This window comes from Pseudomonas sp. GW821-FHT09E04 (assembly GCF_059416185.1).
On sequence record NZ_JBWKOR010000001.1, the window covers coordinates 1,341,584 to 1,366,842 of the forward strand.

Annotated in this window: 25 protein-coding genes; 7 read left to right on the forward strand and 18 right to left on the reverse strand. The window is 57.8% G+C overall.

Annotated features, from left to right (window positions below):
- Positions 1–28 precede the first annotated feature (28 nt).
- On the forward strand, positions 29–1,357 hold the full coding sequence (gene trhP / locus AC07N4_RS06110; RefSeq protein WP_493065171.1) for a prephenate-dependent tRNA uridine(34) hydroxylase TrhP: 1,329 nt from the start codon (positions 29–31) through the stop codon (positions 1,355–1,357).
- A gap of 6 nt (positions 1,358–1,363) precedes the next feature.
- Here the strand turns inward: trhP and AC07N4_RS06115 are convergent, their stop codons facing one another.
- Positions 1,364–2,227, reverse strand: a complete 864-nt coding sequence (locus tag AC07N4_RS06115; RefSeq protein WP_096822355.1) for a LysR family transcriptional regulator — start codon at positions 2,225–2,227, stop codon at positions 1,364–1,366.
- Positions 2,228–2,329: 102 nt separating this feature from the next.
- On the opposite strand from AC07N4_RS06115, the gene AC07N4_RS06120 reads away from it, so the two are divergent.
- A complete protein-coding gene (locus tag AC07N4_RS06120; RefSeq protein WP_493065172.1) occupies positions 2,330–3,223 on the forward strand; it encodes a DMT family transporter in 894 nt (297 codons plus the stop codon).
- 12 nt (positions 3,224–3,235) lie between these two features.
- Here AC07N4_RS06120 and AC07N4_RS06125 read toward each other — a convergent pair whose 3' ends face one another.
- Positions 3,236–3,952, reverse strand: coding sequence for a FadR/GntR family transcriptional regulator (locus tag AC07N4_RS06125; RefSeq protein WP_493065173.1), 717 nt, complete (start codon positions 3,950–3,952; stop codon positions 3,236–3,238).
- A gap of 365 nt (positions 3,953–4,317) precedes the next feature.
- Here AC07N4_RS06125 and AC07N4_RS06130 point away from each other — a divergent pair, with 365 nt between their 5' ends.
- Both AC07N4_RS06130 and gudD read left to right on the forward strand, forming a co-directional pair.
- Entirely contained in the window at positions 4,318–5,664 is a 1,347-nt protein-coding gene (locus tag AC07N4_RS06130) for an MFS transporter (RefSeq protein ID WP_102621707.1), read from the forward strand.
- Positions 5,665–5,678: 14 nt separating this feature from the next.
- Positions 5,679–7,022 (forward strand): glucarate dehydratase, encoded by a 1,344-nt coding sequence (gene gudD, locus AC07N4_RS06135; RefSeq protein WP_493065174.1) that lies wholly within the window; start codon positions 5,679–5,681, stop codon positions 7,020–7,022.
- On the opposite strand, the gene AC07N4_RS06140 is transcribed toward gudD, so the two are convergent.
- Positions 7,019–7,894: a LysR family transcriptional regulator gene (locus AC07N4_RS06140; RefSeq protein ID WP_493065175.1), complete on the reverse strand. Its 876-nt coding sequence runs from the start codon at positions 7,892–7,894 to the stop codon at positions 7,019–7,021. The two genes, gudD and AC07N4_RS06140, sit on opposite strands and share 4 nt — an antisense overlap.
- Positions 7,895–8,054: 160 nt before the next feature.
- On the opposite strand from AC07N4_RS06140, the gene ampC reads away from it, so the two are divergent.
- A complete protein-coding gene (ampC, locus tag AC07N4_RS06145) occupies positions 8,055–9,221 on the forward strand; it encodes a class C beta-lactamase (RefSeq protein WP_493065176.1) in 1,167 nt (388 codons plus the stop codon).
- Positions 9,222–9,292: 71 nt separating this feature from the next.
- On the opposite strand, the gene AC07N4_RS06150 is transcribed toward ampC, so the two are convergent.
- Entirely contained in the window at positions 9,293–9,856 is a 564-nt protein-coding gene (locus AC07N4_RS06150) for a DUF4174 domain-containing protein (protein ID WP_493065177.1), read from the reverse strand.
- Between the two features lie 209 nt (positions 9,857–10,065).
- On the opposite strand from AC07N4_RS06150, the gene AC07N4_RS06155 reads away from it, so the two are divergent.
- Positions 10,066–10,530, forward strand: a complete 465-nt coding sequence (locus AC07N4_RS06155) for a GNAT family N-acetyltransferase (RefSeq protein WP_102621704.1) — start codon at positions 10,066–10,068, stop codon at positions 10,528–10,530.
- Here AC07N4_RS06155 and AC07N4_RS06160 read toward each other — a convergent pair.
- The 4 genes from AC07N4_RS06160 to AC07N4_RS06175 all read right to left on the reverse strand — a co-directional run bounded on the left by AC07N4_RS06160 (position 10,520) and on the right by AC07N4_RS06175 (position 13,799).
- The gene (locus AC07N4_RS06160; RefSeq protein WP_493065178.1) at positions 10,520–10,849 is read right to left on the reverse strand and encodes a hypothetical protein; all 330 of its coding nucleotides are present in this window, start codon (positions 10,847–10,849) and stop codon (positions 10,520–10,522) included. The two genes, AC07N4_RS06155 and AC07N4_RS06160, sit on opposite strands and share 11 nt — an antisense overlap.
- Positions 10,850–10,863: 14 nt before the next feature.
- A complete protein-coding gene (locus AC07N4_RS06165; RefSeq protein WP_192558470.1) occupies positions 10,864–11,649 on the reverse strand; it encodes a sulfite exporter TauE/SafE family protein in 786 nt (261 codons plus the stop codon).
- Between the two features lie 104 nt (positions 11,650–11,753).
- Positions 11,754–12,968: an MFS transporter gene (locus AC07N4_RS06170; RefSeq protein ID WP_493065179.1), complete on the reverse strand. Its 1,215-nt coding sequence runs from the start codon at positions 12,966–12,968 to the stop codon at positions 11,754–11,756.
- Between the two features lie 81 nt (positions 12,969–13,049).
- Positions 13,050–13,799 (reverse strand): hypothetical protein, encoded by a 750-nt coding sequence (locus tag AC07N4_RS06175; protein WP_102621755.1) that lies wholly within the window; start codon positions 13,797–13,799, stop codon positions 13,050–13,052.
- 246 nt (positions 13,800–14,045) lie between these two features.
- On the opposite strand from AC07N4_RS06175, the gene AC07N4_RS06180 reads away from it, so the two are divergent.
- Positions 14,046–15,194: an aldose epimerase family protein gene (locus tag AC07N4_RS06180; protein WP_493065180.1), complete on the forward strand. Its 1,149-nt coding sequence runs from the start codon at positions 14,046–14,048 to the stop codon at positions 15,192–15,194.
- A 184-nt stretch (positions 15,195–15,378) separates the two neighbouring features.
- Here AC07N4_RS06180 and AC07N4_RS06185 read toward each other — a convergent pair whose 3' ends face one another.
- The 10 genes from AC07N4_RS06185 to AC07N4_RS06230 form a co-directional block, all read right to left on the reverse strand.
- Positions 15,379–15,816, reverse strand: a complete 438-nt coding sequence (locus AC07N4_RS06185; RefSeq protein ID WP_102621754.1) for an SUKH-3 domain-containing protein — start codon at positions 15,814–15,816, stop codon at positions 15,379–15,381.
- A gap of 71 nt (positions 15,817–15,887) precedes the next feature.
- Positions 15,888–16,358 carry a hypothetical protein gene (locus tag AC07N4_RS06190; RefSeq protein ID WP_146013099.1) on the reverse strand — a complete coding sequence of 157 codons (471 nt, stop codon included), beginning with the start codon at positions 16,356–16,358 and terminating at the stop codon, positions 15,888–15,890.
- A 73-nt stretch (positions 16,359–16,431) separates the two neighbouring features.
- Entirely contained in the window at positions 16,432–16,896 is a 465-nt protein-coding gene (locus tag AC07N4_RS06195; protein ID WP_493065181.1) for a hypothetical protein, read from the reverse strand.
- A 244-nt stretch (positions 16,897–17,140) separates the two neighbouring features.
- Positions 17,141–17,674, reverse strand: a complete 534-nt coding sequence (locus AC07N4_RS06200) for an Imm15 family immunity protein (protein WP_102621698.1) — start codon at positions 17,672–17,674, stop codon at positions 17,141–17,143.
- Between the two features lie 128 nt (positions 17,675–17,802).
- Positions 17,803–18,189 carry a hypothetical protein gene (locus AC07N4_RS06205; protein ID WP_493065182.1) on the reverse strand — a complete coding sequence of 129 codons (387 nt, stop codon included), beginning with the start codon at positions 18,187–18,189 and terminating at the stop codon, positions 17,803–17,805.
- 182 nt (positions 18,190–18,371) lie between these two features.
- A complete protein-coding gene (locus tag AC07N4_RS06210; protein WP_249487091.1) occupies positions 18,372–18,635 on the reverse strand; it encodes a PAAR domain-containing protein in 264 nt (87 codons plus the stop codon).
- A gap of 67 nt (positions 18,636–18,702) precedes the next feature.
- A complete protein-coding gene (locus AC07N4_RS06215; RefSeq protein ID WP_493065183.1) occupies positions 18,703–19,035 on the reverse strand; it encodes a hypothetical protein in 333 nt (110 codons plus the stop codon).
- 37 nt (positions 19,036–19,072) lie between these two features.
- Positions 19,073–19,810, reverse strand: a complete 738-nt coding sequence (locus AC07N4_RS06220) for a hypothetical protein (RefSeq protein ID WP_493065184.1) — start codon at positions 19,808–19,810, stop codon at positions 19,073–19,075.
- Positions 19,807–24,492, reverse strand: a complete 4,686-nt coding sequence (locus AC07N4_RS06225; RefSeq protein ID WP_493065185.1) for an RHS repeat-associated core domain-containing protein — start codon at positions 24,490–24,492, stop codon at positions 19,807–19,809. Before AC07N4_RS06225 ends, AC07N4_RS06220 begins: the two co-directional genes overlap by 4 nt.
- On the reverse strand, positions 24,489–25,259 hold a 771-nt coding region (locus AC07N4_RS06230; protein ID WP_493065186.1), incomplete at its 5' end, for a DUF2345 domain-containing protein. The genes AC07N4_RS06225 and AC07N4_RS06230, both read right to left, overlap by 4 nt.

Consider the following 25,259-nt stretch of genomic DNA (forward strand, 5'->3'; position numbering starts at 1 on the left):
CTCCCGCGCTTTTGCGACCGACACCGCCATGACGCCCTCCTTCACCCCGGAATTGCTCGCCCCCGCCGGCACCCTGAAAAACATGCGCTACGCCTTCGCTTACGGCGCCGATGCGGTCTACGCCGGCCAGCCGCGCTACAGCCTGCGGGTGCGCAACAACGAGTTCGACCACGCCAACCTCGCCCTCGGGATTCGCGAAGCCCAGGCCCAGGGCAAGCGTTTCTATGTGGTGGTCAACATCGCGCCGCACAACGCCAAACTCAAGACCTTCCTCAAGGATCTGGCGCCAGTGATTGACATGGCACCGGACGCGCTGATCATGTCCGACCCCGGCCTGATCATGCTGGTGCGCCGGCACTTTCCGCAGATGCCGATTCACTTGTCGGTGCAGGCCAACACGGTGAACTGGGCGAGTGTCGAGTTCTGGCAGCAACAGGGTCTGAGCCGGATCATCCTGTCCCGTGAATTATCGCTGGAAGAAATCGGCGAAATCCGCGAACAGGTACCGGGCATGGAACTGGAAGTGTTCGTTCACGGCGCGCTGTGCATGGCCTATTCCGGCCGCTGCCTGCTCTCGGGTTACATGAACAAGCGTGACGCCAATCAGGGCACCTGCACCAACGCCTGCCGCTGGAAATATTCGGCGCAGGAAGCCACCGAAAACCAGCTCGGCGAGATCGTGCAGACCTTCGAACCGCAACCGACTCTCGGCCTCGGTGCCCCCACCGATCAGGTGTTTCTGTTGCAGGAAGCCAATCGTCCCGGCGAACTGATGCCGGCATTCGAAGACGAGCACGGCACCTACATCATGAACGCCAAGGATCTGCGCGCCGTGCAGCACGTCGAGCGCCTGACCCGCATGGGCGTGCACTCGCTGAAGATCGAAGGCCGGACCAAATCGCACTTCTATTGCGCACGCACCACCCAGGTCTATCGCCGCGCCATCGACGATGCAGTCGCCGGCCGCGAATTCGACCGCAGCCTGATGACCGACCTGGAATCCCTCGCCCAGCGCGGGTACACCGAAGGTTTCCTGCGCCGTCACGTGCATGACGAATATCAGAACTACCAGAACGGCAGCTCGGTGTCGGAACGTCAGCAGTTTGTAGGTGAACTGACCGGCGAACGCCGGGGCCGGCTGGCCGAGGTGAAAGTGAAGAACCGCTTTGCACTGGGCGATCATCTGGAACTGATGACACCCAAGGGCAACTTCCATTTTGATCTGCATGAATTGCAGAGCCTCAAGGGCGACGCCATCGACGTGGCGCCGGGGGATGGGCACACGGTGTACCTGCCGATTCCGGATGCCGTGGATTTGCGCTTCGGCTTGTTGATGCGCGACGTGACCGGAGCCTGATCCAACTCAGACAAACTCCTCGCGCAACATCGCCACAAACGCCTCACGCGCCGGGTGCACCCCGGCGTTTTCATGCCAGTAGAACAAGTTGTCGATGGCCGTCAGCTCGGGGAATTCGTAACCCGCACACCCCGCGCCTTTGGCGTATTGCTCGAACACACCCTTGGGCACCAGCGCCACGCCAGCGCCGGCACTCACGCAACCGACAATCGCCCCGTAACTGGCCAGGCTGACAATCGGCAACGCCAGGCCCTGACGCAACAGCCAGTGCTCCAGCGCGGCGCGATACGGACAGCCTTGCGGCCACATGAACACGGTCTTGTCCTGCAAATCATCAAGGTCGCGCACCGGCCCGAACGAGGTCGACGCGATCAGCAGCAATTCTTCGCGATACATCGGGGTGCGTTTGAGCTGGGAGCGCTCGACATCCACCGCGACGATGGCGCCGTCCAGACGATGGCTGGCGGTATCGTCGAGCAGCTGCCCCCAGGTGCCGGTGGTCAACTCCAGCGCCACGTTCGGATAGCGCTTGTGAAATTTCGCCAGCAAGCGCGGCAAACGCCCGGTCGCCGAAGATTCAATGGCACCGATGCGCAGCGGCCCCGAAGGCTCGGCGGCAGGATCGACCGCCCTTTTGGCTTCAGCTGTCAGCGCCAGAATCTTCTCTGCATAAGCGAGAAAGGTCTGCCCGGCAGGACTGATCCGCAGCCCGCGCCCTTCGCGCAGAAACAACGCCACCCCCAGTTCCGCTTCCAGGGATTTGATCCGCGCCGTGATATTCGACGGCACGCAAAACAGCTTTTCAGCCGCTTTGGCGATGCTGCCGACCTCGGCCACGGTCTTGAACATGCGGATCTGCGCCAGCTCCATAACTCGTCACTCATAGTGAATGGTTGACGCAGTATAAGTCAGTTGTGGCGAATAGTCGGCCGCCCGAATACTCGGCGCATCAACCCTCTTGGTGCCTCGCTCATGCCTTCCACTTCGCCTTTGAAAATCCTGCTGGCCATGGCCTTCGTCGTCGGCTGCTGGGCCTATTCGCCAACCGGTATCCACATTGGCCTGCAAGCCTACGAGCCCGGTCATCTGGCGTTGCTGCGGTTTCTGCTGGCGTCGTTGTTCATGGCGGTGATTGCGGGTTTCAAGGGTATTCACCTGCCGCGCCTGCAGGATTTGCCGCTGTTGTTTGCCCTGGGCTTTTTTGCCGTCAGCCTGCATCACGTCGTGCTGAACATCGGCCAGCAAAGCGTCAGCGCCGGCGCGTCGAGTGTGCTGGCGCAATCGACGCCGCTGTTCAGCACGCTGCTGGCGCGGTTTCTGTTCAAGGATCGGGTCAGCGTCTGGCGCTGGGGTTGTGTGTTGCTGGGATTCGTCGGCGTGGTGATTGTGGTCAGCGGCGATCGCGGCCTTGGCAGCATCGACGCCCACGGTTTGCTGATCCTGCTGGCGGCGGTGTCGTGGAGCGTTTACTTCGCCCTGCAAAAACACCACGCCCGGCGCTACGACGGGCTCACGCTGGTTTGCTACACGGTGTGGTCCGGCACGCTGTTGCTGTTGATCTACTTGCCGGGGCTGGCCGACAGCGTGGCCCGTGCACCGTTGCGGGTGCAATGGGCGGTGCTCGGTCTGGGTGTGTTTCCCAGCGCCCTCGCCTATCTGGCGTGGGCGTTCGTGCTCAAGCATGTCGATCTGAGCCGGGCGACGATGACGCTGTATCTGATTCCGCCGACCGCGATGGGTATTGCCTCGGTGGGATTGGGTGAGCGACCGACGCTGTTGGTGCTGGTGGGTTCGGCGGTGGTGTTGATCAGCGTGCTGGCGTTGAATCTGGAGCGGCCTGCGGCGGTGCGGGCCATTGAGACTTGAGTTGCGACACCGTTATGCGCCGCCCGCCGAAAACCGGTCACGACTGTTGGTCAGGTGCAGCCACATTGCAGCACGCGCCGCGTCCGGATCCTGACGTTTGATCGCGTTGAGGATCGCCTCATGCTCAAGATTCGCCAGTTGCCCGAGCTTGCTCAAATCCACTGCCCCGCGCTCGGCCGCATTGACCCGGGTACGCGGGATCATCGCACTGCCCAGGTGCTGCATGATCTCGGTGAAGCAGACATTGCCGGTGGCTTCGGCAATCAACAGGTGAAAGCGCCGGTCGGCCTCGACGCAACTGTCGTTGTTGGCCAGTAGACGCTGATAGTCGTCCAGCGCCTGACGCATCTGCACCAGTTGTTGGTCGGTGCGGCGCTGCGCGGCCAGTGCCGCCGCTTGCGTCTCCAGTCCCATGCGCAATTCGAGAATGCTGCGCACCCCCAGCGCGGTGTCGACATTCAGCCGCAGCCCCTGCTCCGGTGCGCGCTCGATCACGAACGTGCCGATACCGTGCCGCGTCTCCACCAGCCCCGACGCCTGCAACTTGGAAATCGCCTCGCGCACCACGGTGCGGCTGACGCCGTGCTCCTGAACGATCGAATTCTCCGAGGGCAGCTTGTCACCGGGCAACATCTGGCCGAGCAGGATGCTCTGGGTGAGTTTTTCCACCAGGTCATGGGCCAGGTTGTGCGCGCGTTTACGGGCGGGAGCGTCGAGGTCTTCTTGCATGGTCGGTTCCGGTGATCGGGGCACACCGATCGTAGCACTGCGGGGGATGACTTGTATGAGCTCCTATGATTTCAGGCCCTCAACTTGTATGACAACAATCGATTTTAGCTAAAAAATCTTCCATTTCGCCGGGCAATCAGCCAACGATCACTGGCACAGAACGCTGTATCACGCTTGATGAAATCTCTCAAAATCCCAACAAATACGGCACTTTAAATCTGAAAAAGCATAAAAACCTCTCCCCGTAGACAAATTTGATTGAGCACTCCCGCTTGTAGGACAAAAAAATCTAGTTGTATGATGTCTATCAACAACGCAGCACCCAGCCACACCCCGCATAAAAATAACGAGTGGGAGAAAACCAAGTGAAATCATCCATTGCCGGGATGAACGAGGGCGCCGATTCGGTGCTGTCCTCCGCCATTGCCAAAGTCAAACGCCACGTCCTGCCTCTGTTCGTGATCATGTTCATCGTCAATTACATTGACCGGGTGAACATCGGCTTCGTCCGCACTCACATGGAACATGACCTCGGTATCGGCGCCGCTGCCTATGGCTTCGGTGCGGGCCTGTTCTTCATCGGTTACGCGCTGTTCGAAGTCCCCTCAAACATGCTGCTGCAAAAGGTCGGCGCGCGAATCTGGTTGACCCGCATCATGTTCACCTGGGGTCTGGTGGCCGCCGGCATGGCGTTCATCCAGAACGAAACCCACTTCTACATTCTGCGATTTCTGCTCGGCGTGGCCGAGGCCGGATTCTTTCCCGGGGTGATCTACTACTTCACTCGTTGGCTGCCGGGGGCCGAGCGCGGCAAGGCGATTGCGATTTTCCTCAGCGGTTCGGCCGTAGCCTCGCTGATTTCCGGCCCGTTGTCCGGCCTGCTGTTGCAGATCGAAGGATTCGGCCTGCACGGCTGGCAATGGATGTATTTCATCGAAGGGATGTTCTCGGTCGGCCTGTGCGTATTCGTCTGGTTCTGGCTCGACGCCAAACCCCACGATGCCAAGTGGCTGACCCGCGCCGAGCAGGATGCACTGGTCAAGGCCATCGACGATGAACAGAAGGCCCGCGAAGCCGCGACCCCGATCAAGCCTTCGCTGGGCAAACTGCTCAAGGATCGCCAGATCATCCTGTTCTGCCTGATCTACTTCTTCATTCAACTGACGATCTACGCTGCAACGTTCTGGCTGCCGAGCATCATCAAGAAGATGGGCGAGATGAGCGACTTCCAGGTCGGCCTGTTCAACTCGATTCCGTGGTTGCTGTCGATCATCGGCATGTATGCGTTCGCCTCGTTCTCGGCGAAGTGGAAACACCAGCAGGCGTGGGTAGCCACGGCGCTGTTAATCGCCGCAGCGGGGATGTTCATGTCCACCACCGGCGGACCGATCTTCGCTTTCGTCGCGATCTGCTTTGCCGCACTGGGTTTCAAATCCGCGTCGTCGCTGTTCTGGCCGATCCCGCAGGCCTATCTCGATGCGCGGATCGCCGCTGCCGTGATCGCGCTGATCAACTCGGTGGGCAACCTCGGCGGCTTCGTCGCCCCGACCACTTTCGGCCTGCTGGAACAACACACCGGTTCGATCCAGGGCGGCCTCTATGGCCTGGCCGCGACCTCGATCATCGCCGCGATCATCGTGTTCGCCGCCCGCATGACACCCAAATCCGCACCTGACGTCGCCGTGGCCGATGCCGCGCCGAAACACGCTTGAAAGGACAACGCCAAATGACCGCACACGACATCGCCAAAGCCCCGATCATCACCGAGATGCAAGTCATCCCGGTGGCCGGCCACGACGGCATGCTGCTCAACCTGAGCGGCGCCCACGGGCCGTTTTTCACCCGCAACATCGTCATCCTCAAGGACAACGCCGGCCACACCGGCGTCGGTGAAGTACCCGGCGGCGAACGCATTCGCCAGACCCTCGAAGACGCCCGCAGCCTGGTGGTCGGCAGCCCGATCGGTACTTATCAGAAGATCCTCAACCAGGTGCGCCAGACCTTCGCCGACCGCGACGCCGGCGGCCGTGGCCTGCAAACCTTCGACCTGCGCATCACCATTCACGCGGTCACCGGGCTGGAAGCGGCGCTGCTCGACCTGCTCGGCCAGCACCTCGACGTGCCGGTGGCGGCATTGCTCGGCGAAGGCCAGCAGCGTGATGAAGTGAAGATGCTTGGTTATCTGTTCTACGTGGGGGATCGCCGGGAAACCGACCTCGCCTACCGCAGCGAACCGGACGCCGACAACGACTGGTTCCGCGTGCGTCACGAGAAAGCCATGACTGCCGACGCCGTAGTGCGTCTGGCCGAGGCTGCCCACGCGCGTTACGGCTTCAAGGACTTCAAGCTCAAGGGTGGTGTGCTCAGCGGCGACGCCGAAATCGAAGCGGTGACGGCACTGGCCGAGCGCTTCCCGGACGCCCGCATCACCCTCGATCCGAACGGCGCGTGGTCATTGAAAGAAGCCATCCGTTTGTGCCGCGACCAGCATCATGTGCTGGCCTATGCCGAAGATCCGTGCGGTGCGGAAAACGGTTATTCGGGCCGTGAAGTGATGGCCGAATTCCGCCGCGCCACCGGCCTGAAAACCGCCACCAACATGATCGCCACCGACTGGCGCGAAATGGGTCACGCGATTCAGTTGCAGTCAGTCGATATCCCGCTGGCCGACCCGCATTTCTGGACCATGCAGGGTTCGGTGCGGGTGGCGCAGATGTGTAATGAATGGGGCCTGACCTGGGGCTCGCACTCCAACAACCACTTCGACATTTCCCTGGCGATGTTCACCCACGTCGCGGCCGCCGCGCCGGGCGACATCACCGCCATCGACACCCACTGGATCTGGCAGGACGGCCAGCGCCTGACCAAGGCGCCGCTGCAAATCGTCGACGGTTGCGTGCAGGTGCCGAAGAAACCGGGGCTGGGCGTGGAACTGGACATGGATCAGGTGGCCAAGGCCCACGAACGCTATAAAGGCATGGGGCTGGGTGCGCGGGATGACAGCGTGGCGATGCAGTTTCTGATTCCGGGCTGGACGTTCGATAACAAGAAGCCGTGTCTGGTGCGTTAAGCCTGCGCAGCCTCCAGCAGCCAGTGCTTGAACGCCGCCATCGCCGACGTCTCCGGCCGTGACTGCAACCGCGTCAGCCAATAGCTGCCGGTGGTGATTTCGATGGCAAAGGGTTGGCGGATCAGGTCCGCAGCCAGTTGCCGGGCAAACATCAACGGCGGCGCCAACGCCACTCCGCCACCCTGCAACGCCGCTTCCATCATCGCCAGCGACGAGTCGAACACGATGCTCTGGGGCGGCGCGGCATGGGTCGCCAGACCGGCCGCATGGAACCATTCCGGCCACTCATCGGTGCGATAGGAACGCAGCAAACGCTGCTGCAGAAGATCCCCCGGCGTGTGCAGTTGCCGGGCGATTTCCGGCACGCAAAGCACCGACAAGGGCGCCTCCAGTAAACGGGTCGCCTCGATACCGTGCCACGCCCCGGCGCCAAACCGGATCGCGTAATCCAGCCCCTCGGCGGCAACGTCCACCCGATTGTTGTTGGTCGACAGTCGCAAATCTATGAGCGGATGTTTCGCCTGGAAGTCCGCCAGCCTCGGCAACAACCAGCCCACGGCGAAAGTGCCCACCGCGCCGACCGTCAGCATTTCCCGATATTGCCCGCCTGCCAGACGCTCGAGCATCTGCGCGATATGATCGAACGACGTGGTCAGCACCGGCAGCAAAGTTTCACCCTCGCCGGTCAGCATCAGCCCACGGGGCAGGCGTTTGAACAGGATCACGCCGAGTTGCGCCTCCAGGCTTTTGACCTGATGGCTGACCGCGGCTTGAGTCACGCACAGCTCAACGGCAGCGCGAGTGAAGCTCAAATGACGTGCAGAAGCTTCAAAGGCGCGTAATGCATTCAAGGGCAATTGAGGTCGAATCATGCCAAGTCCCAAATTTTTCTAATGGCTCATCCGAGTTTTCATCGTTTGTCGAAAGACGCCGGACTGCCTAGATTTGGCGGCGCCGATCAGCCGGCCCGACGGAAAACGCTCGCAGTGTAGCGGGATAACACCATCAACACTCATGGAGAGTGGTTCAAGCATGTTTTCGATCAACCTGAACAAACTCAAGCCCCTGTGCGCTTTCGGACTTTTCTTCAGCGCCGCCACCTGCCTGGCCGCCCCGCAAACCGACGATCAGTTGCAGGCGCTGGTCAAGGCCACCGTGACACCGGTCATGCAGCAACAGGACATTGCGGGTCTGGCTGTAGCCGTGACCGTCGATGGCAAGGCGCATTACTTTAACTACGGTGTTGCCGACAAAAGCACCGGGCAAGCGGTAAGTGAAAACACCCTGTTCGAAATCGGCTCGGTCAGCAAAACCTTCACCGCGACCCTCGGCGCCTACGCCCAGGCCAGCGGCAAACTGGCGTTTTCCGACAAGGCCAGCCAGCACTGGCCCGAGCTGAAAGGCAGCGCGTTCGACCGTATCAGCCTGCTGCAACTGGGCACCTACAGCGCCGGTGGCCTGCCACTGCAATTCCCGGACGCCGCGGACTCTTCCGACAAGATGCTCGGCTATTACCAACAGTGGAAACCGACGTATCCTGCTGGCAGCCATCGCCTGTATTCCAACCCGAGCATCGGCCTGTTCGGTTATCTGACCGCAAAAAGCCTCGGCCAGCCGTTCGATCAGATCATGACCGAAACCCTGCTGCCGAAACTCGGGCTCAAGCACACCTTCCTGTCGGTGCCCGCGTCTGAAGAGAAGCTCTACGCCCAGGGCTATGACAAGAACAACCAACCGGTGCGAGTCAGCCCCGGCGCACTGGATTCCGAAGCCTACGGCGTGAAAACCAGCGCTGCGGACCTGCTGCAATTCGTCGAAGCCAACCTCGACACCGCCAAACTCGAAACACCGCTGCAAAAAGCCATCGCCCTCACCCACACCGGCTACTACACCGTCGGCGACATGACCCAGGGCCTGGGCTGGGAACGCTACGCCTACCCGATCAGCCTCGAGCGCCTGCTGGACGGCAACTCCACGCCGATGGCGATGGAAGCGCACAAGGTCAAATGGCTCAACCCGCCACAGCCGGAACCGGCGAACGTGCTGCTCAACAAGACCGGCGCCACGGGTGGCTTCGGTGCGTATGTCGCGTTCGTGCCGTCGAAGAAAGTCGGGATCGTGATTCTGGCGAACCGTAATTATCCGAATGGAGAGCGGGTGAAGATTGCGCACAAGATTCTGGGTGAGTTGACCCGGTAATCACGCCATAAAAAATGGGCGACCTGTGAAGGTCGCCCGTTTTTGTTTCAGCTCATTCCACGATCACGCCATCAGTCATCCGGCATTTCCGCAGGTTTGGCCGGCTTCGCGGGTTTCGCTGGCTTGCCGCCCTTCGTCCCTTTGGTCGGTGCCGCTTCAGCGGCCACCGGTGGTGGAGGCGGCGCGACGAGTTCTTTCTCGGCGGCTGGCAGTGCATCGATCGTGTCGAAGACTTTCTTCAGGTCGACCGTCTTGGCCTCATCACCCGAAACGGAAAGTTTGGTCTCGCCGTCCTTGCCCACCAGAAAAATTTTCGGATAAGCCCCGGCACCCAGCTTCAACGAGCGCAACAGCCCCATGGTGTCCTGCTGGCCGAGGTCCTTGCCGTCGAGTTGGCCGAACATGTTGAGGATGGTGTAGACCTTGAGCTTGCGGTCGGCGATGCCTTGCTTGTTGGCCGGATCTTCCAGCGACTTTTTCAGGCCGACCCAGACGGGGTCGACCGTGCTGCTGGCGATCACGATCAAGGGACGGTAGTTGCCTTTGTCGACGTCCAGCGGGGAATCGTTGTCGCCGGCGAACAGGGGGCCGGCAATCGCCAGCAAGAGTGTCAGGGTCAGTGACCTGATGAGCATGCGCATCTCCTTTTGATATCCACGCTCTAATGATTGCGCATCGTGGCGATTGTTCCGGGGTTACCCGGCAAATATGTTTCGCCTTGTTCAAAGCGTAGGTCAGCAACGATTTTGCGCAACCGGATGCGCTCGATCATGTCGCGCATTTGATTACCTTTCATGACCGCATTAGGGTGGTTGTTCTGCTGATGAAACGGAGTTCAAGCCCCATGCACATCGACTACCTGTGCGATCACCCCGAACTGATTGAAGAACTGGCCGAGCTCAACTTCAAGGAATGGGGCCAGTACAACCCCGAAGACACCCTCGCCGCCCGCACCGAACGCATGCGCGCCGCCTGCGGCAAAGGCGCGATTCCCAGCGTGGTGGTGGCGCTCGAAGACGGCCGGTTGCTCGGCGGTGCGCTGCTGATCGACAGTGACATGGACGCCCGTCCGCAACTGACGCCGTGGCTGGCCGGGGTCTACGTGAAGGCCGAACAACGCGGACGTGGCATCGCTTCGCAGCTGGTCAACCGCATCGTCGAGGAAGCCGCCGCGCTGGGCCTGCCGCAGTTGTACCTGTACACCGATGCGGCGCAGTCGCTGTATGCGCGACTGGGTTGGGAGGTGGTGGAAGAGATGGAGTATGACGGCTTGCCGGTGACGGTGATGAAACGTTCTATCAGCCAGTGATCGCTTGGCTCAGCGCCACTTCCAGCCCGGATGAATCGACACATCGGCCGTCAAGCCGAAGCATTCCGTCATCGAGGTTGACGCTCAGGGACACCGCAGGTTTGTCACCCGGATACCTGCGCAGCAACAGTTTGATGCCGTTGTCGCTTTCCTCGCTGGTGGAGATCAGATCCCACTGGCTGTCGCTCAAGTCCAGCAGCGTCTGTTGGCGCTGCTGATCGACAACGAGCGGCGCGTAGAGCCAGTGGCTCATGCGCATTTCCCGGGGCTCGACCGTGATGGCGAGGCGGCCATTGCAATGGAATGTGGTTTCGCTCATGGCTTGCCTGCCGATCAGAACGCCAGTTTGTAGCCGATCAGCACCAGCATGGTCGCCAGGCACGGGCGCAGCAGTTCATCGGAGACGCGACCGGTCAGGTGGCTGCCGAGCCAGATGCCCGGCAGCGACCCCACCAGCAGAAAGCCCAGCACGCCCCAATCCATGTTGCCCATGCTCGCGTGGCCGAGGCCCGCGACCAGTGTCAGCGGTACAGCGTGGGCGATTTCGGTGCCGACCAGACGGCGGGTCGGCAGCAGCGGATAGAGGATGAACAGTGCGACGGTGCCGAGGGCGCCGGCGCCGATGGAAGTCAGGGCGACCATGGTGCCGAGGATCAGACCGGTGATCACGGTCATGAGATTCAGGCGCGCACCGCTCGGGTTGTAGTTGCCGCCGGCACGTTTGTGGGCGAACTCCAGCAGGCGTTTCTTGAACAGAATTGCCAGCGCCGTGGCGAACAGCACGAAGCCCAGCGCCTGCTTGATGATTGCGTTCATCGCGTCCGGCGCGGTGTGCAATGTGCTGAGGAACCACAAGGTCATCGCCACCGCCGGGACACTGCCCAGGGTCAGCCAGCCGGTGATGGCCCAGTCGATGTTCTTGTTCTTCCTGTGGACCAGCACGCCGCTGGATTTGGTGATGGCGGCGTACAGCAGATCCGTGCCCACCGCCGTGGCCGGATTGATGCCGAACCACAGCAGGATCGGCGTCATCAACGAACCGCCGCCGACACCGGTCATGCCGACGATGAACCCCACGACCAGCCCGGCAATCACCAGGCCGAAATTTGCCAATTCCATTAAGACGTCCAGACGAACCACAGGAAAATCCGGCCCGCAGCATAACCAGTTTTCTTATAACGCCCTATATCGATAGGATCTATCGTTATGCCATTTCTTGAACATCAGTGCTGCCGCCGTCCCGGTTTAAAACTGTGGGTGCTGTTGATCCAGACCGTGGCCAACGCGATCAGCGAAAGAATCAGCAACGCCCACGGAAACGACATCGCCCCTGCACGGTCCAGTAGCAATCCGCCAAGCAATCCGCCGCCGGCAATTGCCACGTTCCATGAAGTGGTGAGCATCGCCTGCACCACATCGACGTGCTCCCCGGCGGAGTCCGCTGCGGCGGTAAGCAGTAACGTCGCCGAGCCGCCGAACGACAGGCCCCACACCGCCATGCAGGCATAAATCAGCCAGGGCGACGGCGCGACCAGTGCCAGCACCAACGCAGTCACGGCAAACACCGCGAGGCTGATCAGCGCCAACCCGCGCAACCAGCGATCCACCAACAGGCCGATGATCCAGATCCCCAGCAGCGAGCACAGACCGAAGACCAGCAGCACTAGGTCGACCCGCTCGCCAAGACCGGCCTGCATCAGGAACGGCGCGATGTAGGTGTAGAGAATGTTGTGGCCGAGCATCCAGGTCAGCACCACGAACAGCACCGGGCGCACGCCGGGCAAGCGCAGCGACTGCATCAACGGCAAACGTTCGGCGCGGGCCTGGCCCGGCCGATCCGGCACCGCGATGACGATCCACGCCGCTAACACCAAAGCCAGCGCCGACATGATCCCGAACGAGGCGCGCCAGCCGATCACATTGCCCAGCCAGGTGCCGGCCGGTGTACCCAGCGACAACGCCACCGGAGTGCCGAGCATGGCAATCGCCAGCGCCCGGCCCTGCTGATGCACCGGCACGATCCCCCGCGCGTAACCGGCCATGATCCCCCACGACAGCCCTGCCGCCATCCCGGCCAGGAACCGCGACGCCAGGGTCACGCCGTAATGAGTGGAAAACGTGGTGACGGTGTTGAACAGCAGAAATCCACCGACCGTCATCAACAGCACCCGCTTGCGCCCCCAGCCACGGGTGGCGACCGTCAGCGGTATTGCCGCGACAATCGAGCCCAGCGCATACAGCGTCACCAGTTGACCGGCCAGCACTTCGCTGACGTTGAGGCCGGCGCCGATCTGCGGCAACAGACCGGCCGGCAGGGTTTCGGTGAGGATCGCGATGAAGCCGGTCATGGCAAACGCCAGCAGCGCGGCGTAAGGCAGTTTGTCCGTGCGGGTGGCACGTTCCAGGGTCGTGAATTCGGCGCTTGCGGGGTCGGTCATGACGGGTGCAGCTCCCTTTGAGTCAAATCGAACGACAGATTGTATACAAACACGATCGTCCGTCACTCTAACCGACTTGGCTCACTGCACCGGCAAAAAATTCAAAAACAGCAGGCTCTGGGCGTAATTCAGCCCGATGCGCCGGTAGCGCTCGTCGAGCATCTGGGTCAGCAAGTCCAGACGCGCCACGACTTTGCCGAACTCCGTGGCGAAGCTCAGATTGCTGCCCTCCTCGGAAATCTCGTTGGAGAACAGCAGCGGCTGACCTTCCTTGTTCTGCCGCTGGGCGAGGATCCACGTGGCTTTCTCGATGTTGCGCGCGGCGTTGTTGACGAAGGTCGGGTTGATCTCATCGGTCATGTAGAACTCGGTGCGGTTGCCGTGGGCGGTGACCAGCATGCTGCCGATCGCATAGATAAACGCACCAACCCGGTCACCGAGAAACTCCGGGCTCATGGCGTAGCTCAGCGCTGCCAGATCCTTCTTGCCGCCCAGCGTCGGCAACGGTTGCTGCTGTTCGATCGCCAGCCGCACCTGCTTGACCGCGGTGCGAATGTCGAGGAAGCCGGATTTGCGCAGCTCGTCCGGGTTGCGCAGGTACAACTTGCCCATCAAACGATAAAGGCTGTCGAGGTTGTCACGCATCGCCAGCGTGGCCATGCGGTCGACGCTGGTCTGGAGAAATTCCTGAGGCCTGCCCTCGCGCATCTGGTTGATGAAATTGTTGCCGTCCTGATGGCTGCAACCGCCGAGCAACAGCGTCGACAGGCAGGCCAGTAACAGGCACGGGCGATGAATGAATGCAGCGATTGGGCGAAAAACTCTCGGCATGAATTCTTTGAAGGACACATTCCTGTGCGGCGGGAGTCACCGCAACCTGGCCATGGATAGAGCCGGGGATTTCGCAAAAGTGCAGTGCCGCAGCGATTTCCCGACCTTCGGCGCAGGACGCCCACTCAATTTAGTCCGACTTTATTTTTGCATTAAACGTTTAATCCGCTATAAATTTTCATTCACACGATAATTAGCATGACTATTTAGCGATTTTCAAAACAACAACAAAATGGAAGGTCAACCATGCTTCAATCCCGACATCAACTCTGCGGCCTCGGACTGTCCCTGATGATCGCCACCCTCTCCGCCCAGGCCGCCGGCCTGTCCAGCGAACACAAAGCCTTCGGCAAAACCAATGACGGCACGCCCGTCGAGCAATACATCCTGCGCAACAGCCACGGCATGCAAGCCACGGTCATCACCTACGGCGCAACCTTGCAGGCGCTGCTGGTGCCGGACAAACACGGCAAGCTCGACGACATCGTCTTAGGCTTCGACGATGTGCAGGGTTACCAGAAAGGCACCGCGTACTTCGGCGCGACCATCGGCCGCTTCGGCAATCGTCTGGCCGATGGCGCGTTCGAGCTCGATGGCAAACGCTACCAGGTGCCGCAGAACGACAAGACCAATGCCTTGCACGGCGGCACTCAGGGCTTCGACAAAAAAGTCTGGAAGGCGAAGGAAACCAAGGACCAGGATTCGGTCGGCGTGACCCTGACCTACCTGTCGGAGGACGGAGAAATGGGCTTCCCCGGCAACCTCACCACCGAAGTCACCTACCGCCTCACCGACACCAACGAACTGCGCATCGACTACAAGGCCAGCACCGACAAACCGACAGTGCTCAACCTGACCAACCACAGCTATTTCAACCTCGCCGGCGCCGGCAATGGCGACATCCTCAAGCAAGTCGCCACCCTGCACGCCAGCCATTACACCCCGGTCACCGCCAAACTGATCCCGACCGGCGAAGTGGCGCCCGTGGCCGGCACGCCGATGGACTTCACCAAACCCACCGCCATCGGCCAGCACATCAAGGCCGATCACCCGCAACTGAAATTCGCCGAACCAAAACACGGCGGCTTCGACTTCAACTGGGCGCTGGACACCAAAGGGGACGCAAGCAAACTCGCCGCCGAAGTCAGCGACCCGCAATCCGGTCGCCACTTGCAGCTGTTCACCAACGAACCGGGCGTGCAGTTCTACACCAGCAACTTCCTCGACGGCACGGTTAAGGGCAAGAGTGGCAAGGTCTATCCGCACTGGGGCGCGTTCACTCTGGAGACCCAGCACTATCCGGACTCGCCGAACCAGCCGAACTTTCCGAGCACCCGTCTGGATCCGGGACGGACCTACACGCAGAGCGTGGTGTTGAAGTTTTCTGCGAAGTAAAAGCAAAAGATCGCAGGCTGCAGCAGCGTCTACAGGGGAAAATTAATCCGGATGTAGAGCTGTTGCAGGCTGCGATCTTTTTGCTTTTTGAACCCCTGGGCTAGCCTGCTGCCCACTCAAAATCGTATCAGCACGAACAGACAGACGAACTCTTTACACTCAACAAGTCCGGGGGGGTCAGGAATCACTCGCTCCACTCACCGGCCTTGCGCCCGAAAATCAGGGTTTCCAAGGCCTGAATGAAGTCACGTCCCTGCATCCAAAGTTCGTCATGGATAAGGCTCAAGACGTAGCAGCGACCCCGCTCGTCCATCAACAGCGCGCCGTGGCCGTGCTGGACTTCGGCGATGCTCACCAAGGTACTGCCCAGGCGTTGCTGCCACTCAAGGAACTCTTCGCTCCCATGCAGATGTTCAAAGGTGCCGAATTCGACATCACTGGTAGCGCATTCCTCACCTGCGCCGCAGGTGCCCACCCGCAGTCCGGCAAGTTGCCCGAGCAAGGCCGCGGCCGGGTGTTCAGGTGGGACGAAAACCGGCAGCGGTTCGGTGCTGGTAGTGGGCCAGCCTGCGGCGAGAAACAGTGGACGCAGGCTTTCGGGGAGTTCGATCAGCGGGGGCATGTTCAGCATCCGGTCACAATCAGTGTTGGTAACAACAACGTGCGTTTTAAAAAGACGCCCGTTTGGCTATTTCAGCGCTTCGGCCCTCTTGAGTTCGACTCTCCATCAAGAGCTGCTTTTGTGGCTAGCTGTTCGAACGCCCGACTGAAATGGCCAATCCTGTTGATCATCTCGAAAAACCATTGAAAAGACTCCTGCACGAAATCTTCATCGGAAACTCTGTCAGGATACATGACACAAAATAAGGCTCTTATGGCAGCATCTTCGTTATCTTCAATGTCGACATCGCGCCCTTTCGCCTCCAGAAAATCCCAACATTTGACCCTGGCAGCATTCAACTCTTTTTCATTTTCTCCCCCCTCAAACCAGTATATGTGCGCAGCTGTAAACGCGCCATTGACAACAGGGGACACTTCTTCGTCCTGAAGAACCATACCGACGCCCGCGCACATAAACTTCATTATGTTCCGAGTTGCATCGGCCTCAGCTTTACCTTTACTCAACAGATCTGAAAAATTAATCATTTGCTCATGACTAATCATGGTGGACTCCAAGTGTTTCGAAATCATTAATTCCACGACCCTCTTGATTCGCCAGCCGACTAGCTCTTTAAAATTACTGATATACTTTTACACAGCATTCAAAAACTTTCTCGCCGCAAGTCTCACTGTAATCAATAGAGATTTGCGTGGAAAGATCAGTACTAATCAATCTAATCTCGTCGCTTGTGGTTTCGTCAAAATCGAAACTCGCGCATAGAGAAGCAGCGCTTTCGGCCATATATGCCCCGCAGCATTTCCAATCTTCATCTATCAGTAAGTAGTATTTTTTATCTTCGACTACCGACAGGACAAAATTAAATGCATCAGCAGACAACGAATACTCTTTGCGCACGCAAGAGACTTCATGCATCGCCATCAGCCCTGCAATTATATTATCTGTTTCCGCCAAACTTAAAAGCAACAACTCATCAAAAGACCGCCTTAAAAGAGACTCAATCTTTATTTGATATTGGCTCAGCTTTCTTTTTCCTTGAGACTTTCTATAAAGAATTTCTCTTTTATAATGATCTATATTCATTTACAGCACCCTTTTGTGTAAAAGTCCTTTCCTTTACCGTTGCACAACTGGGGGCGACTACGCTTACTCATTCTTGATTTCAAAGGGGAGGTTTTTATTCTTCCACCCAACAACAACAACAACAACAACAACAACAACAACAACAACAACAACAACAACAACACACCAATACCACGCATCAAAGCTAACACACTTATACACTTATGAGGCAATGCATTAAAAAACACGCGCCACCAGCAAAGCATTAAAATGACTCTTTAACTATCAACGAGTCTTTAAAAACAGCAAAGACCCTTACAACAGCCTCACCGCAAGCCGCGTCATGAAACCTACTCTCATAAAAATCAAAAGCAGCTTCCAATCCGCAGTTAGAAAAATGTCTTTTAACTTCTTTAATCTCCTGCGAAGCAAGTCCGCTATGGTTTTTTCTTATCTTTTCCAAAAAACCTACTGCGGCTGGTTTTGGATAAATAAATATATTAGGCACGAGAACACCCTGCTCCCCGTACCCTTCAAAATCTGTAAAAGTAACTGCAAAAAAAATGTCACTGCCTCTCGACGCATCTAACAATCTCAAAGCACTCAAAAGAAACGCAGCAAACCCAGTCAGAAAATCAGAAACCTCGTTGCAGCCCATCTCCTCTTTCAAGCATTTTAAGCGGCTATATCTTGATACAAGCGGAATCTCTTCAAAGCTCTCATAGTTCGCAAAGAAAACACCCATATCATCATACGGCTCTTTGCTAATTATTTTATTATAAAGATCTCTAAATTTCATTCTTAACGCCGCTAACGATTACAGCCTTATGAAATACAAAACCATGCAAAACACTCCAACTATTCCACAGAGAAGCTCTCTTGAAATACTCATCTTCGCCAGTTGGAAACACAACAAAAAAACTCGACTTATAGTCTTTTTCTTGCTGCCTCGGCGACCATTTCATCTTCATCTTCAGCAAGTAGAACCAATAGATCTCTCGGCACCTTCGGATTGCATGCAATTCTATGTCTAACCATTACAGACTTGTCAGTAGCCAGTCTCTCGAAAGTGCTTCTATTGATACGTCTCTTCATTGCAACATCCCAACGAACATCAACGTCGTCGCTTAGTGACAGCCTCTCGAGCACATCAATAGATACCGACCCATTCGCAACAACCAACCGTGAAAGATCAGGATACTTTGAGATAACCTCTAGCCAAACTTCCTCTGCCGCAGTCTCATTTATCTTTGCATTTTCTACCTCATCTTTACTTTCCGCATAACACTTAAAATCATCAGCACTGCTAATCATCAGCTAAAACCTCAAGCCTTTCGGCACGTCATGTTTTTCATTGATTTCAAAGGGGACAGACTACTTTTAATCATTGGGCAGGGACTCGTACTCAGAAAGCCTGTTCGTTGGTGTGAGCCTGGTTAAAAATCTCAAACGTAAAACACGCGACGTTGAAGTGAACCTAAACGAAATTCAAAGACTCAGCTGATTACGGCGCCTTTCGGGCCACTGGCAATCAGCGCCGCTCCGCAGGCGGTTTTCATACCGTCGAGCGCGATGGGCACGCCATCGACGGTGTAGGTGCTGCTGCCCTCGACAATCGGGAAAACCCCTTTGCACAACGGGCAACTGACCTTGTGACCGACTCCGGCAATCGGCTTGCCGTTGAGGTCGGTCCGGGAGAACGCTTCGAGGACCTTGCCACCGTGAGTGGTGGAGTCGCCCAAGCGAATGGCGTCTTTCATGTTGTCACTCCTTTGACCATGGCCTGTCTATTTGCACTGACGCACGATGCAGACCTTCAACCGCTCTTCAAACATTGCCCTTGATGCAAAATGCTTCCTTGAGCGGCACCTTTTTATCGTCATCACCATCCTCAAGACATCTATAGTCGCTGCCGCCCAACGCCGAGAGCATGGTTTGGTAAACGCTCAATGACTTGAAATTGACCTGAAGCCACAGAACGCTCTCACTTTCATAGATTAATCGAGCGTCATAATCAGCGCTGCTGTTGAGCGACTGATCTTTCAGGTAGAGGTCACCAGGCTGTTGCACGCGAACGCATGCGCCGCTGCCCTCTACTTTCTTCATTACGTTGCTGGCTGATGTGGTGTCGTCGAACACCAGCTTGCATTCATAACTCATTGCAAAAATAAATCCGCCCCCTTTATTCGATTGTTATTTACATCTCAAACATACGCCTTCTCGCGAAAGGGGTTTTTATTGTGAAATTCCGTGTTAACGGTGTTGGAGTCCGATTGGAGTCGGTTCGAGCCAAAGTGTTTGCGAGCTCTGAAAAATCGATTATCTGTTCCGGATGGCCTGAGATTAGTATTGCTCGAGTATCAGAGAGATCTTCACCTAGCATGACGACAGTACACTTTTTTGAAAATAGCATTGCCATTATTTTATGAAATAACTTTAATGAGGAGACCTCAGAGAAATCTGTTCCTGAGGCTCTATACATCTCAGAGATTACACCGAGGATTTCTTTTTTATCACTTTCATTCAGCTCTATCTCTGATAAAAATATTAATGCATTCCATCCTTTGTATATGGCAGTCAAAAGTGTTTTTATTTCTTCGCCGCTAGAGAGGGCAGAGAGGTCACAGAAATGATGTTTCCCCTCAATGTCTAAGTCTAATTCCAAGTGTCTTCTTTTGTTCGCTGCGGCCAAGCCAAGCTTCCCAAATGCTCTTTTATGCTGGCCTAACTTCTTCGCGATACTGCTACTGGAATCGAGCTCGGCAGCAAGTACCGCATATATATTATGCCGAAAAAAAATGGGAGCCAAGCAATCAAAAATCAATCCATAATCATAGCCTGTAGCCAGATACCATATCGAGTCGCATGAATTATCAAAGCGAAATCCTGCAGATTTCGAAGCAAGAACGGACCCGGCATCAACTACAGCTTTCATTGTGGGCATCCTTTAGACTTTTGATTCTCATATGAATAATGCTCTCCGTTGACACCGTGGTAGTGGGGGAGTTCATAGGTGTCATTATCCTTAAACTCGTGCCCGGCGTCGTGTATTTTTACGGAACCTATTGGTGTTTCACCCCCCGCTTTCTGACCGCCAGTGGTGAGGGTTTCAACTTTATATCTCTCACTAGGGTGAATGCCTTTACGTGTGTCCTCTGGATCCTTGATAGTTCTAGAGTTATAACTTTGAGACGTAGGAATATTTTTCGAACGCATCGCAGCCCTTCGTGCCGCTCTCTTTGAAGGAAATGTTTGGTCTCCTGGTAACTGAGTACGTCGAGAGCACGATGGAGTTAACCCGAACGGATCGATCCAGCCTGTCGGGTTAGGAGCATAAGCATAAAGATTGAGTCCCCCCGCGTAGCTAATCGGGTCCTTACTAATAAACCGCCCAACCCCCGGATCATAGTACCGATACCGGTTGTAATGTAGCCCCGTCTCATGATCGTGATACTGCCCCTGGAACCTGATCGGGTTCGTCACACCATGCTGCCGCGCCCATTCTGAACGCTGTTCCGTCACCTGCCCCCACGCCTTGTACTGCGCGGTCCAGGCCATTTTGCCTTGTGAATCCGTCAGTTCCTGCGGTGTTCCCAGGTGATCGCACTGGTACCAAGACAGCGCATCAAACGGCAATGCCGTTGCCTTGTGATTCCACACCGGGTCTTCATCGAGGCTGTATTCACCACTGTAATCCGGCAGCCCCATCAGTTTGATCGGCGCATGCCGTACAGCCTGTGCAACAGGTACAAAAGTCCCCGGCTCGAAGACGTAGTGCACCGTGCGACCCGGTTCGCCATCGCCCTGCGTCAGACTGCTTTCCCACGCAAGATTGTCGCCATCCCATCCGTAAAGCGTAAAACCGCAGCCCAGTTCACGCTGTTTGCGGGCGTGCTCGCTTCTATTCCAGAGGGAACCGGCTTCCGGACGCTGTTTATAGTGCGCGCGGGAGTTTTTGTGCAGGCGGCGTCCCAGTGCGTCGTAAGCGAAATCTACGCTCAGGCGCGGATCTTCGAAATGCACCAGTCGATCAAACAGGTCCCAACGCATATCGCTACGCTGACCGTTGTGCCAGCGCTGGATCTGATTACCGCGTTCGTCGTAGTCGTAGTGGGTGCCGGCGTATTCGCGCAGCAGGTTGTCGACCAGTTTGCTGCGCGGTGGCGTCAGATCCAGTGGACGGCGGATTTCGGCAGTCTTGTCATCCAGCAGGTTACCGGCCGGGTCGAAGGCGAACGTTTCAACGCTTTGACGCGTCACGGCGCTGAGCAGTCGGCCGACGGGATCGTAACGATAGGCGAGCGGGCCGCGACGACTGTCGTTGATATCAGTCAGTTGGCCGGCAGCGTCGTATTTGTATTCGCGCTTGAGCAGGATGCTTTTGTCATCGCCGCGCCCCAGCAGTTGCTCCTGCAAACGACCGGCCGGGTCCCAGCTTTGGGTTTGCAGCAGGTGATTGCCTTGATGACGGGCAACTTCGCGGTGCAGGTCGTCGCGCTCGTAGCCGATCAGTTCATGCTCATCCAGACGCATACCCAGCAGGTGGCCGCTGCCGTAAGTGAGCCAACTGACGCGGTGGCCGTCGGGGCGAACGGTGGCAACTCGTTGGTTAAGTACGTCGTACTCGTGCTGCCAGATCGCGACGGTGGGCTTTTCCAGTCCGAGGTAATGTTGGTGTTCGCGCAGCAGATTGCCGGCCGGGTCGTGGAACCATTGCAGGCGGCTGTCGGCGTTGTCGGCCAGCACCATGTTGCCGTTACCGTCATAGGCAAAGGTTTCGCTTTGCGACTGCTCGCCCTGGGTGGCGCGACGCTCGGTCAAGCGGCCCATCGGGTCGAAGCTCAGCGAGATGACGCGTTTACCGGTGACCGATTGGGCGAGGCGACCGGTGAGAGGGTCGTACTGATAGCGTGTGCTGCGGCCGTCGAAGCCGCGTTCCTCCAACAGGCGTCCGACCGGGTCGTAGTGGAAGTGTGCGCGTTGTTCGTTTTCGTTTTCCAGGGCGGTTAACCGTCCGAGGCGGTCCCAGCGATAGCGCAGGGTTTGCTCGGCGGCATCGACACGTTCGGCGATAAAACCGGCCGCGCTGTAGCTCCAGGTGGTACAGCGATCGAGACCGTCGACATGCGTCAACAACCGGCCCTCTGCGTCACGATCAAAGCGCTCTTCGGTTTTATCCGGGTGCTTGATCAGTACCAGTTGGCCAGCCTTGTATTCGTATTCGGTGGCGTTACCGGCGGCGTCAGTGAAGCAGATCATCTGCCCCAGTTCGTTGTATTCCCAGGCGCTGGTCTTGCCTGAGCAGTCGACGTACTCGACCAGTTGCCCGGCATCGTTGTAATCCAACGTCTTTTCGTTGCCGTTGGCGTCCTTGATCGCGGTGGGCTGACCGGATTTGTTGTAGGCGTATTCGGTTTTGTTGCCCAGCGGATCGAGCGCTTCGACCAGGTTGCCTTGGTCGTCATAGGCGCGTTGCCACTGACCACCCTCGGCATCACTGATTTTGATCAGCATGTCTTGGTCGTCGTAGGCGTAATGCATCACCGTGTGATCGGCTCGGATGTGTTCGAGCAAGTTGCTGCGTTCATCGTAGCTGTAGCGATCGGTGCTGCCGTCGGCATTGACGCGGCGCACGATGTTCTTGGCCTCGTCGCGGAAGAACCATTCCGAACGCTCATCCGCATAACGGATGCGGTAGGTGTAGCCAAGGATGTCGTAGTAGTGCCAGGTCTCGTTGCCGAGCGCATCGGTGACATAGGTCAGACGGATGTTTTCGTCCCACTCCAGGCGCGAGTCGAAGCTGCCGTCGTCCGCCCATTCGCGGATGGCTTTGGCCTTGGCGCCGGGGCCGTCCCACTGCAGGTTCATGCCGCGCCCGGTGCGGTCGGTGTAACGGGTGATCAGGTGATGCTGGAACTGATACGACCAGACTGCGCCGTTCTCGTCCTGCGCTTGAATCAGGTCGCCATAAGCGTCGTATTGGTAGGCGCAAAGTTGTCGCAACGGTTCGCCGTCAACGATCTGCCAGAGGCCGATGAACCGGCCGTGGTCGTCGATCATTGTGCCGAGGTGAAGGTGGACCTTGCTGGTGTCGTTTTCCTGATAGGTGATCAGGTCGGAGAGCACCGAGTGTTCGCCGTGCCGATGCTCGTAATGCAACATGATCCCGGCGCCGTTGCGCAGCGAAATGTTGGTCAGCACAAAACGCTGGCCACGGCGGACGTAGGTTTCCTTGCGTTCGAAACCACGGCACAGCAATAGCTGATCTTCGCTGGCACGAACCAAGGTGATGTTTTCGATGGCGTCGTAATGAAACAGACCGACTTTGGGCAACGGATAGCTATGGTCGCGGCCATCGGCGTCGTAGAACGTCAGGCCATCGTCCACGCAGTCGAAACGCGTGGTGAACTCGCTGATCCAACGGGCACCGAGTTCGCTCTGATCGTAGGCGTCGAGGCGTGAGTTGTAAGTTCGGGTCCACTCGATCGGGAAGGGGCCGGGCAAGCTGAAATCGGTATGGCTGAGGCTTTCCGAACCCAAGGCGAAATTGATGCTGAAGTTCGTGGCACATTCACAGGGGCCTTTCTTTGGATTGGGCGCGCCTTTCGCTGGAGCTTGCTTTTGGTTAACACCCAACTGGCCCTCTGAAGCCATGTGCTTGGCCTGACTGGTCTTCTCCGTATGGACCGCGGCGCTCTGGCCATGGGCATTGCGCTTGCGCCACAGGGTCACGGCACTGGACAGTATCAGCAGTAACCAACCGATGGAGTTCTGGACGGACTCATCGTCCAGCTTACTCAACTGGGTGCGCAGCTCCGGGCCCATCGCACGCAGCTTCCTGGTTTCGGTGGCGACGGTGCTTTTGATGTCATCCGGCAATAAATTCTGGGCCACGCTGTTAGCCAGACCTTTGCCAGCCGCTTTCATGGCACTGTTGGCGGCCCCGAAGATATTGTCGATTGTCGCCAGAGGATCATTGAGCAACTGACCACTTGCAGCGCTCACTTTAGCGCTGGCAGCATTCAAATCGCCTTTGGCATCAAGATTTCCGAAGGCGACCGCTTCAATGCCTTTGGCAATCTCGTTGATGACGTCCTCGCCCAGCTTGCCAGCGTCCGCCAGAATACCCGGCAGCTTGCCTTTGGCCTGCTCAACGAAATCGTCGAGCGTGCCGATGATGGACTCGTTCAAATGCCCGATCAGGATTTCGATAACCGACGAACTGAGCAGCATCTTGCTGCTGGCCTTCATTTCCTGACGCACCAGGAACAGTGTCGGACGCAGGGTCATTCGGGCTGCCGCCATCGCCGGTGGTAGCGGCAAAACACCGATCAGGTTGATGCCCAGACTCGCCCAGGCCAGCAGGTCGCGTTTCTGCGCGTTCGACAGCGTGACGATGTCACCCAGCGCATCGACCAGCGCCATGATGTTGCCCACCACGGGTAAAGCACCGGCAACGTTCTTGATCCGGTCGAGGGTGACCACCCCGCCGCTGGCGGATTGAAGCCAAGCGTCGAAAGTCGCCGCACCGCTGGCGACATCCTGAATATCGATGGCATTCAGGGGAACAATGGCAACCTGAGGTTCCCGTTTTACTACAGCAGTTTCAGTGGTCATGACAGCATCTCACCCGCCAGCAGGCCCGGGGTTTTAATAGAAGTTTTTGGCAGGGCTGGAGCCGGAAGCGTTGGCAACTTGCCCGCCTTGCTCGCCGCCCCGAGAAGTCCGGAAGCACTCGGCATTGCCGCACTCGCCAGTTTCGGCAGCCCGGCCGCTCCGCCCTGCATCACGCCCTTCACCTGCTGCGCCGTTTGCACCGCGCCCATCCCGGTCTGTGCCAATTCCTTGCCCTTCTCCAACAGATCCCAGTTCTTGCTCGGCAGCGCCTGCGCGACCATCGCCTGCACCTGACTCGGCACGTCCTCAGCGCCCGGTGGATTCAACGGCCATTCCGGTTTGCCGATGTAGCTGCCTTCACTCCAGGTGTCCGCCGGATCCTTGCCGAACAGCACCCGCGCCGGCCCCGGTGCGGCGCCGGCGACGCTGGCGAAGCCCTTGCCGTCGAGCTTGCCCTTGATGCTTTTGCCCAGCGCATCGATGACTTCGTAATCGCCTTCCTTGATGCCCTGACGCCCGGCGTACTGGTTGAACAGCTCCAGATTGCCCTTGCCCGGTTTCGGCGGTTCCGGGAACACGCCCGCCAAGGATTTCGCCCCGGTGTAGGCGAAGTTCGCCGCATGCGCGGTGTACGGGCCGCTGGTGGCGTGGGTGATGCCGCCGGCGTTGTAGGTTGTGGCGCTGCCACCACCCTGGATCACCAGTTCGGTCTTGGCGGTGATGGTGATGCGGTCGGCGTTGGCGGTGATGTTGAGTTTGGCCAGCAG

Excerpts from the sequence above, each read along its gene's own strand:
- trhP (WP_493065171.1), top strand. The coding sequence starts at position 29 with ATGACGCCCTCCTTCACCCCGGAATTGCTCGCCCCCGCCGGCACCCTG.
- AC07N4_RS06140 (WP_493065175.1), bottom strand. The coding sequence starts at position 7,894 with ATGATTCGACCTCAATTGCCCTTGAATGCATTACGCGCCTTTGAAGCT.
- gudD (WP_493065174.1), top strand. The coding sequence starts at position 5,679 with ATGACCGCACACGACATCGCCAAAGCCCCGATCATCACCGAGATGCAA.
- AC07N4_RS06195 (WP_493065181.1), bottom strand. The coding sequence starts at position 16,896 with ATGAATATAGATCATTATAAAAGAGAAATTCTTTATAGAAAGTCTCAA.
- AC07N4_RS06180 (WP_493065180.1), top strand. The coding sequence starts at position 14,046 with ATGCTTCAATCCCGACATCAACTCTGCGGCCTCGGACTGTCCCTGATG.
- AC07N4_RS06125 (WP_493065173.1), bottom strand. The coding sequence starts at position 3,952 with ATGCAAGAAGACCTCGACGCTCCCGCCCGTAAACGCGCGCACAACCTG.
- AC07N4_RS06190 (WP_146013099.1), bottom strand. The coding sequence starts at position 16,358 with ATGATTAGTCATGAGCAAATGATTAATTTTTCAGATCTGTTGAGTAAA.
- AC07N4_RS06200 (WP_102621698.1), bottom strand. The coding sequence starts at position 17,674 with ATGAAATTTAGAGATCTTTATAATAAAATAATTAGCAAAGAGCCGTAT.
- AC07N4_RS06155 (WP_102621704.1), top strand. The coding sequence starts at position 10,066 with ATGCACATCGACTACCTGTGCGATCACCCCGAACTGATTGAAGAACTG.
- AC07N4_RS06220 (WP_493065184.1), bottom strand. The coding sequence starts at position 19,810 with ATGAAAGCTGTAGTTGATGCCGGGTCCGTTCTTGCTTCGAAATCTGCA.
- AC07N4_RS06175 (WP_102621755.1), bottom strand. The coding sequence starts at position 13,799 with ATGCCGAGAGTTTTTCGCCCAATCGCTGCATTCATTCATCGCCCGTGC.
- AC07N4_RS06160 (WP_493065178.1), bottom strand. The coding sequence starts at position 10,849 with ATGAGCGAAACCACATTCCATTGCAATGGCCGCCTCGCCATCACGGTC.
- AC07N4_RS06170 (WP_493065179.1), bottom strand. The coding sequence starts at position 12,968 with ATGACCGACCCCGCAAGCGCCGAATTCACGACCCTGGAACGTGCCACC.
- AC07N4_RS06225 (WP_493065185.1), bottom strand. The coding sequence starts at position 24,492 with ATGACCACTGAAACTGCTGTAGTAAAACGGGAACCTCAGGTTGCCATT.
- ampC (WP_493065176.1), top strand. The coding sequence starts at position 8,055 with ATGTTTTCGATCAACCTGAACAAACTCAAGCCCCTGTGCGCTTTCGGA.
- AC07N4_RS06115 (WP_096822355.1), bottom strand. The coding sequence starts at position 2,227 with ATGGAGCTGGCGCAGATCCGCATGTTCAAGACCGTGGCCGAGGTCGGC.
- AC07N4_RS06150 (WP_493065177.1), bottom strand. The coding sequence starts at position 9,856 with ATGCTCATCAGGTCACTGACCCTGACACTCTTGCTGGCGATTGCCGGC.
- AC07N4_RS06215 (WP_493065183.1), bottom strand. The coding sequence starts at position 19,035 with ATGAGTTATGAATGCAAGCTGGTGTTCGACGACACCACATCAGCCAGC.
- AC07N4_RS06210 (WP_249487091.1), bottom strand. The coding sequence starts at position 18,635 with ATGAAAGACGCCATTCGCTTGGGCGACTCCACCACTCACGGTGGCAAG.
- AC07N4_RS06120 (WP_493065172.1), top strand. The coding sequence starts at position 2,330 with ATGCCTTCCACTTCGCCTTTGAAAATCCTGCTGGCCATGGCCTTCGTC.
- AC07N4_RS06165 (WP_192558470.1), bottom strand. The coding sequence starts at position 11,649 with ATGGAATTGGCAAATTTCGGCCTGGTGATTGCCGGGCTGGTCGTGGGG.
- AC07N4_RS06205 (WP_493065182.1), bottom strand. The coding sequence starts at position 18,189 with ATGATTAGCAGTGCTGATGATTTTAAGTGTTATGCGGAAAGTAAAGAT.
- AC07N4_RS06185 (WP_102621754.1), bottom strand. The coding sequence starts at position 15,816 with ATGCCCCCGCTGATCGAACTCCCCGAAAGCCTGCGTCCACTGTTTCTC.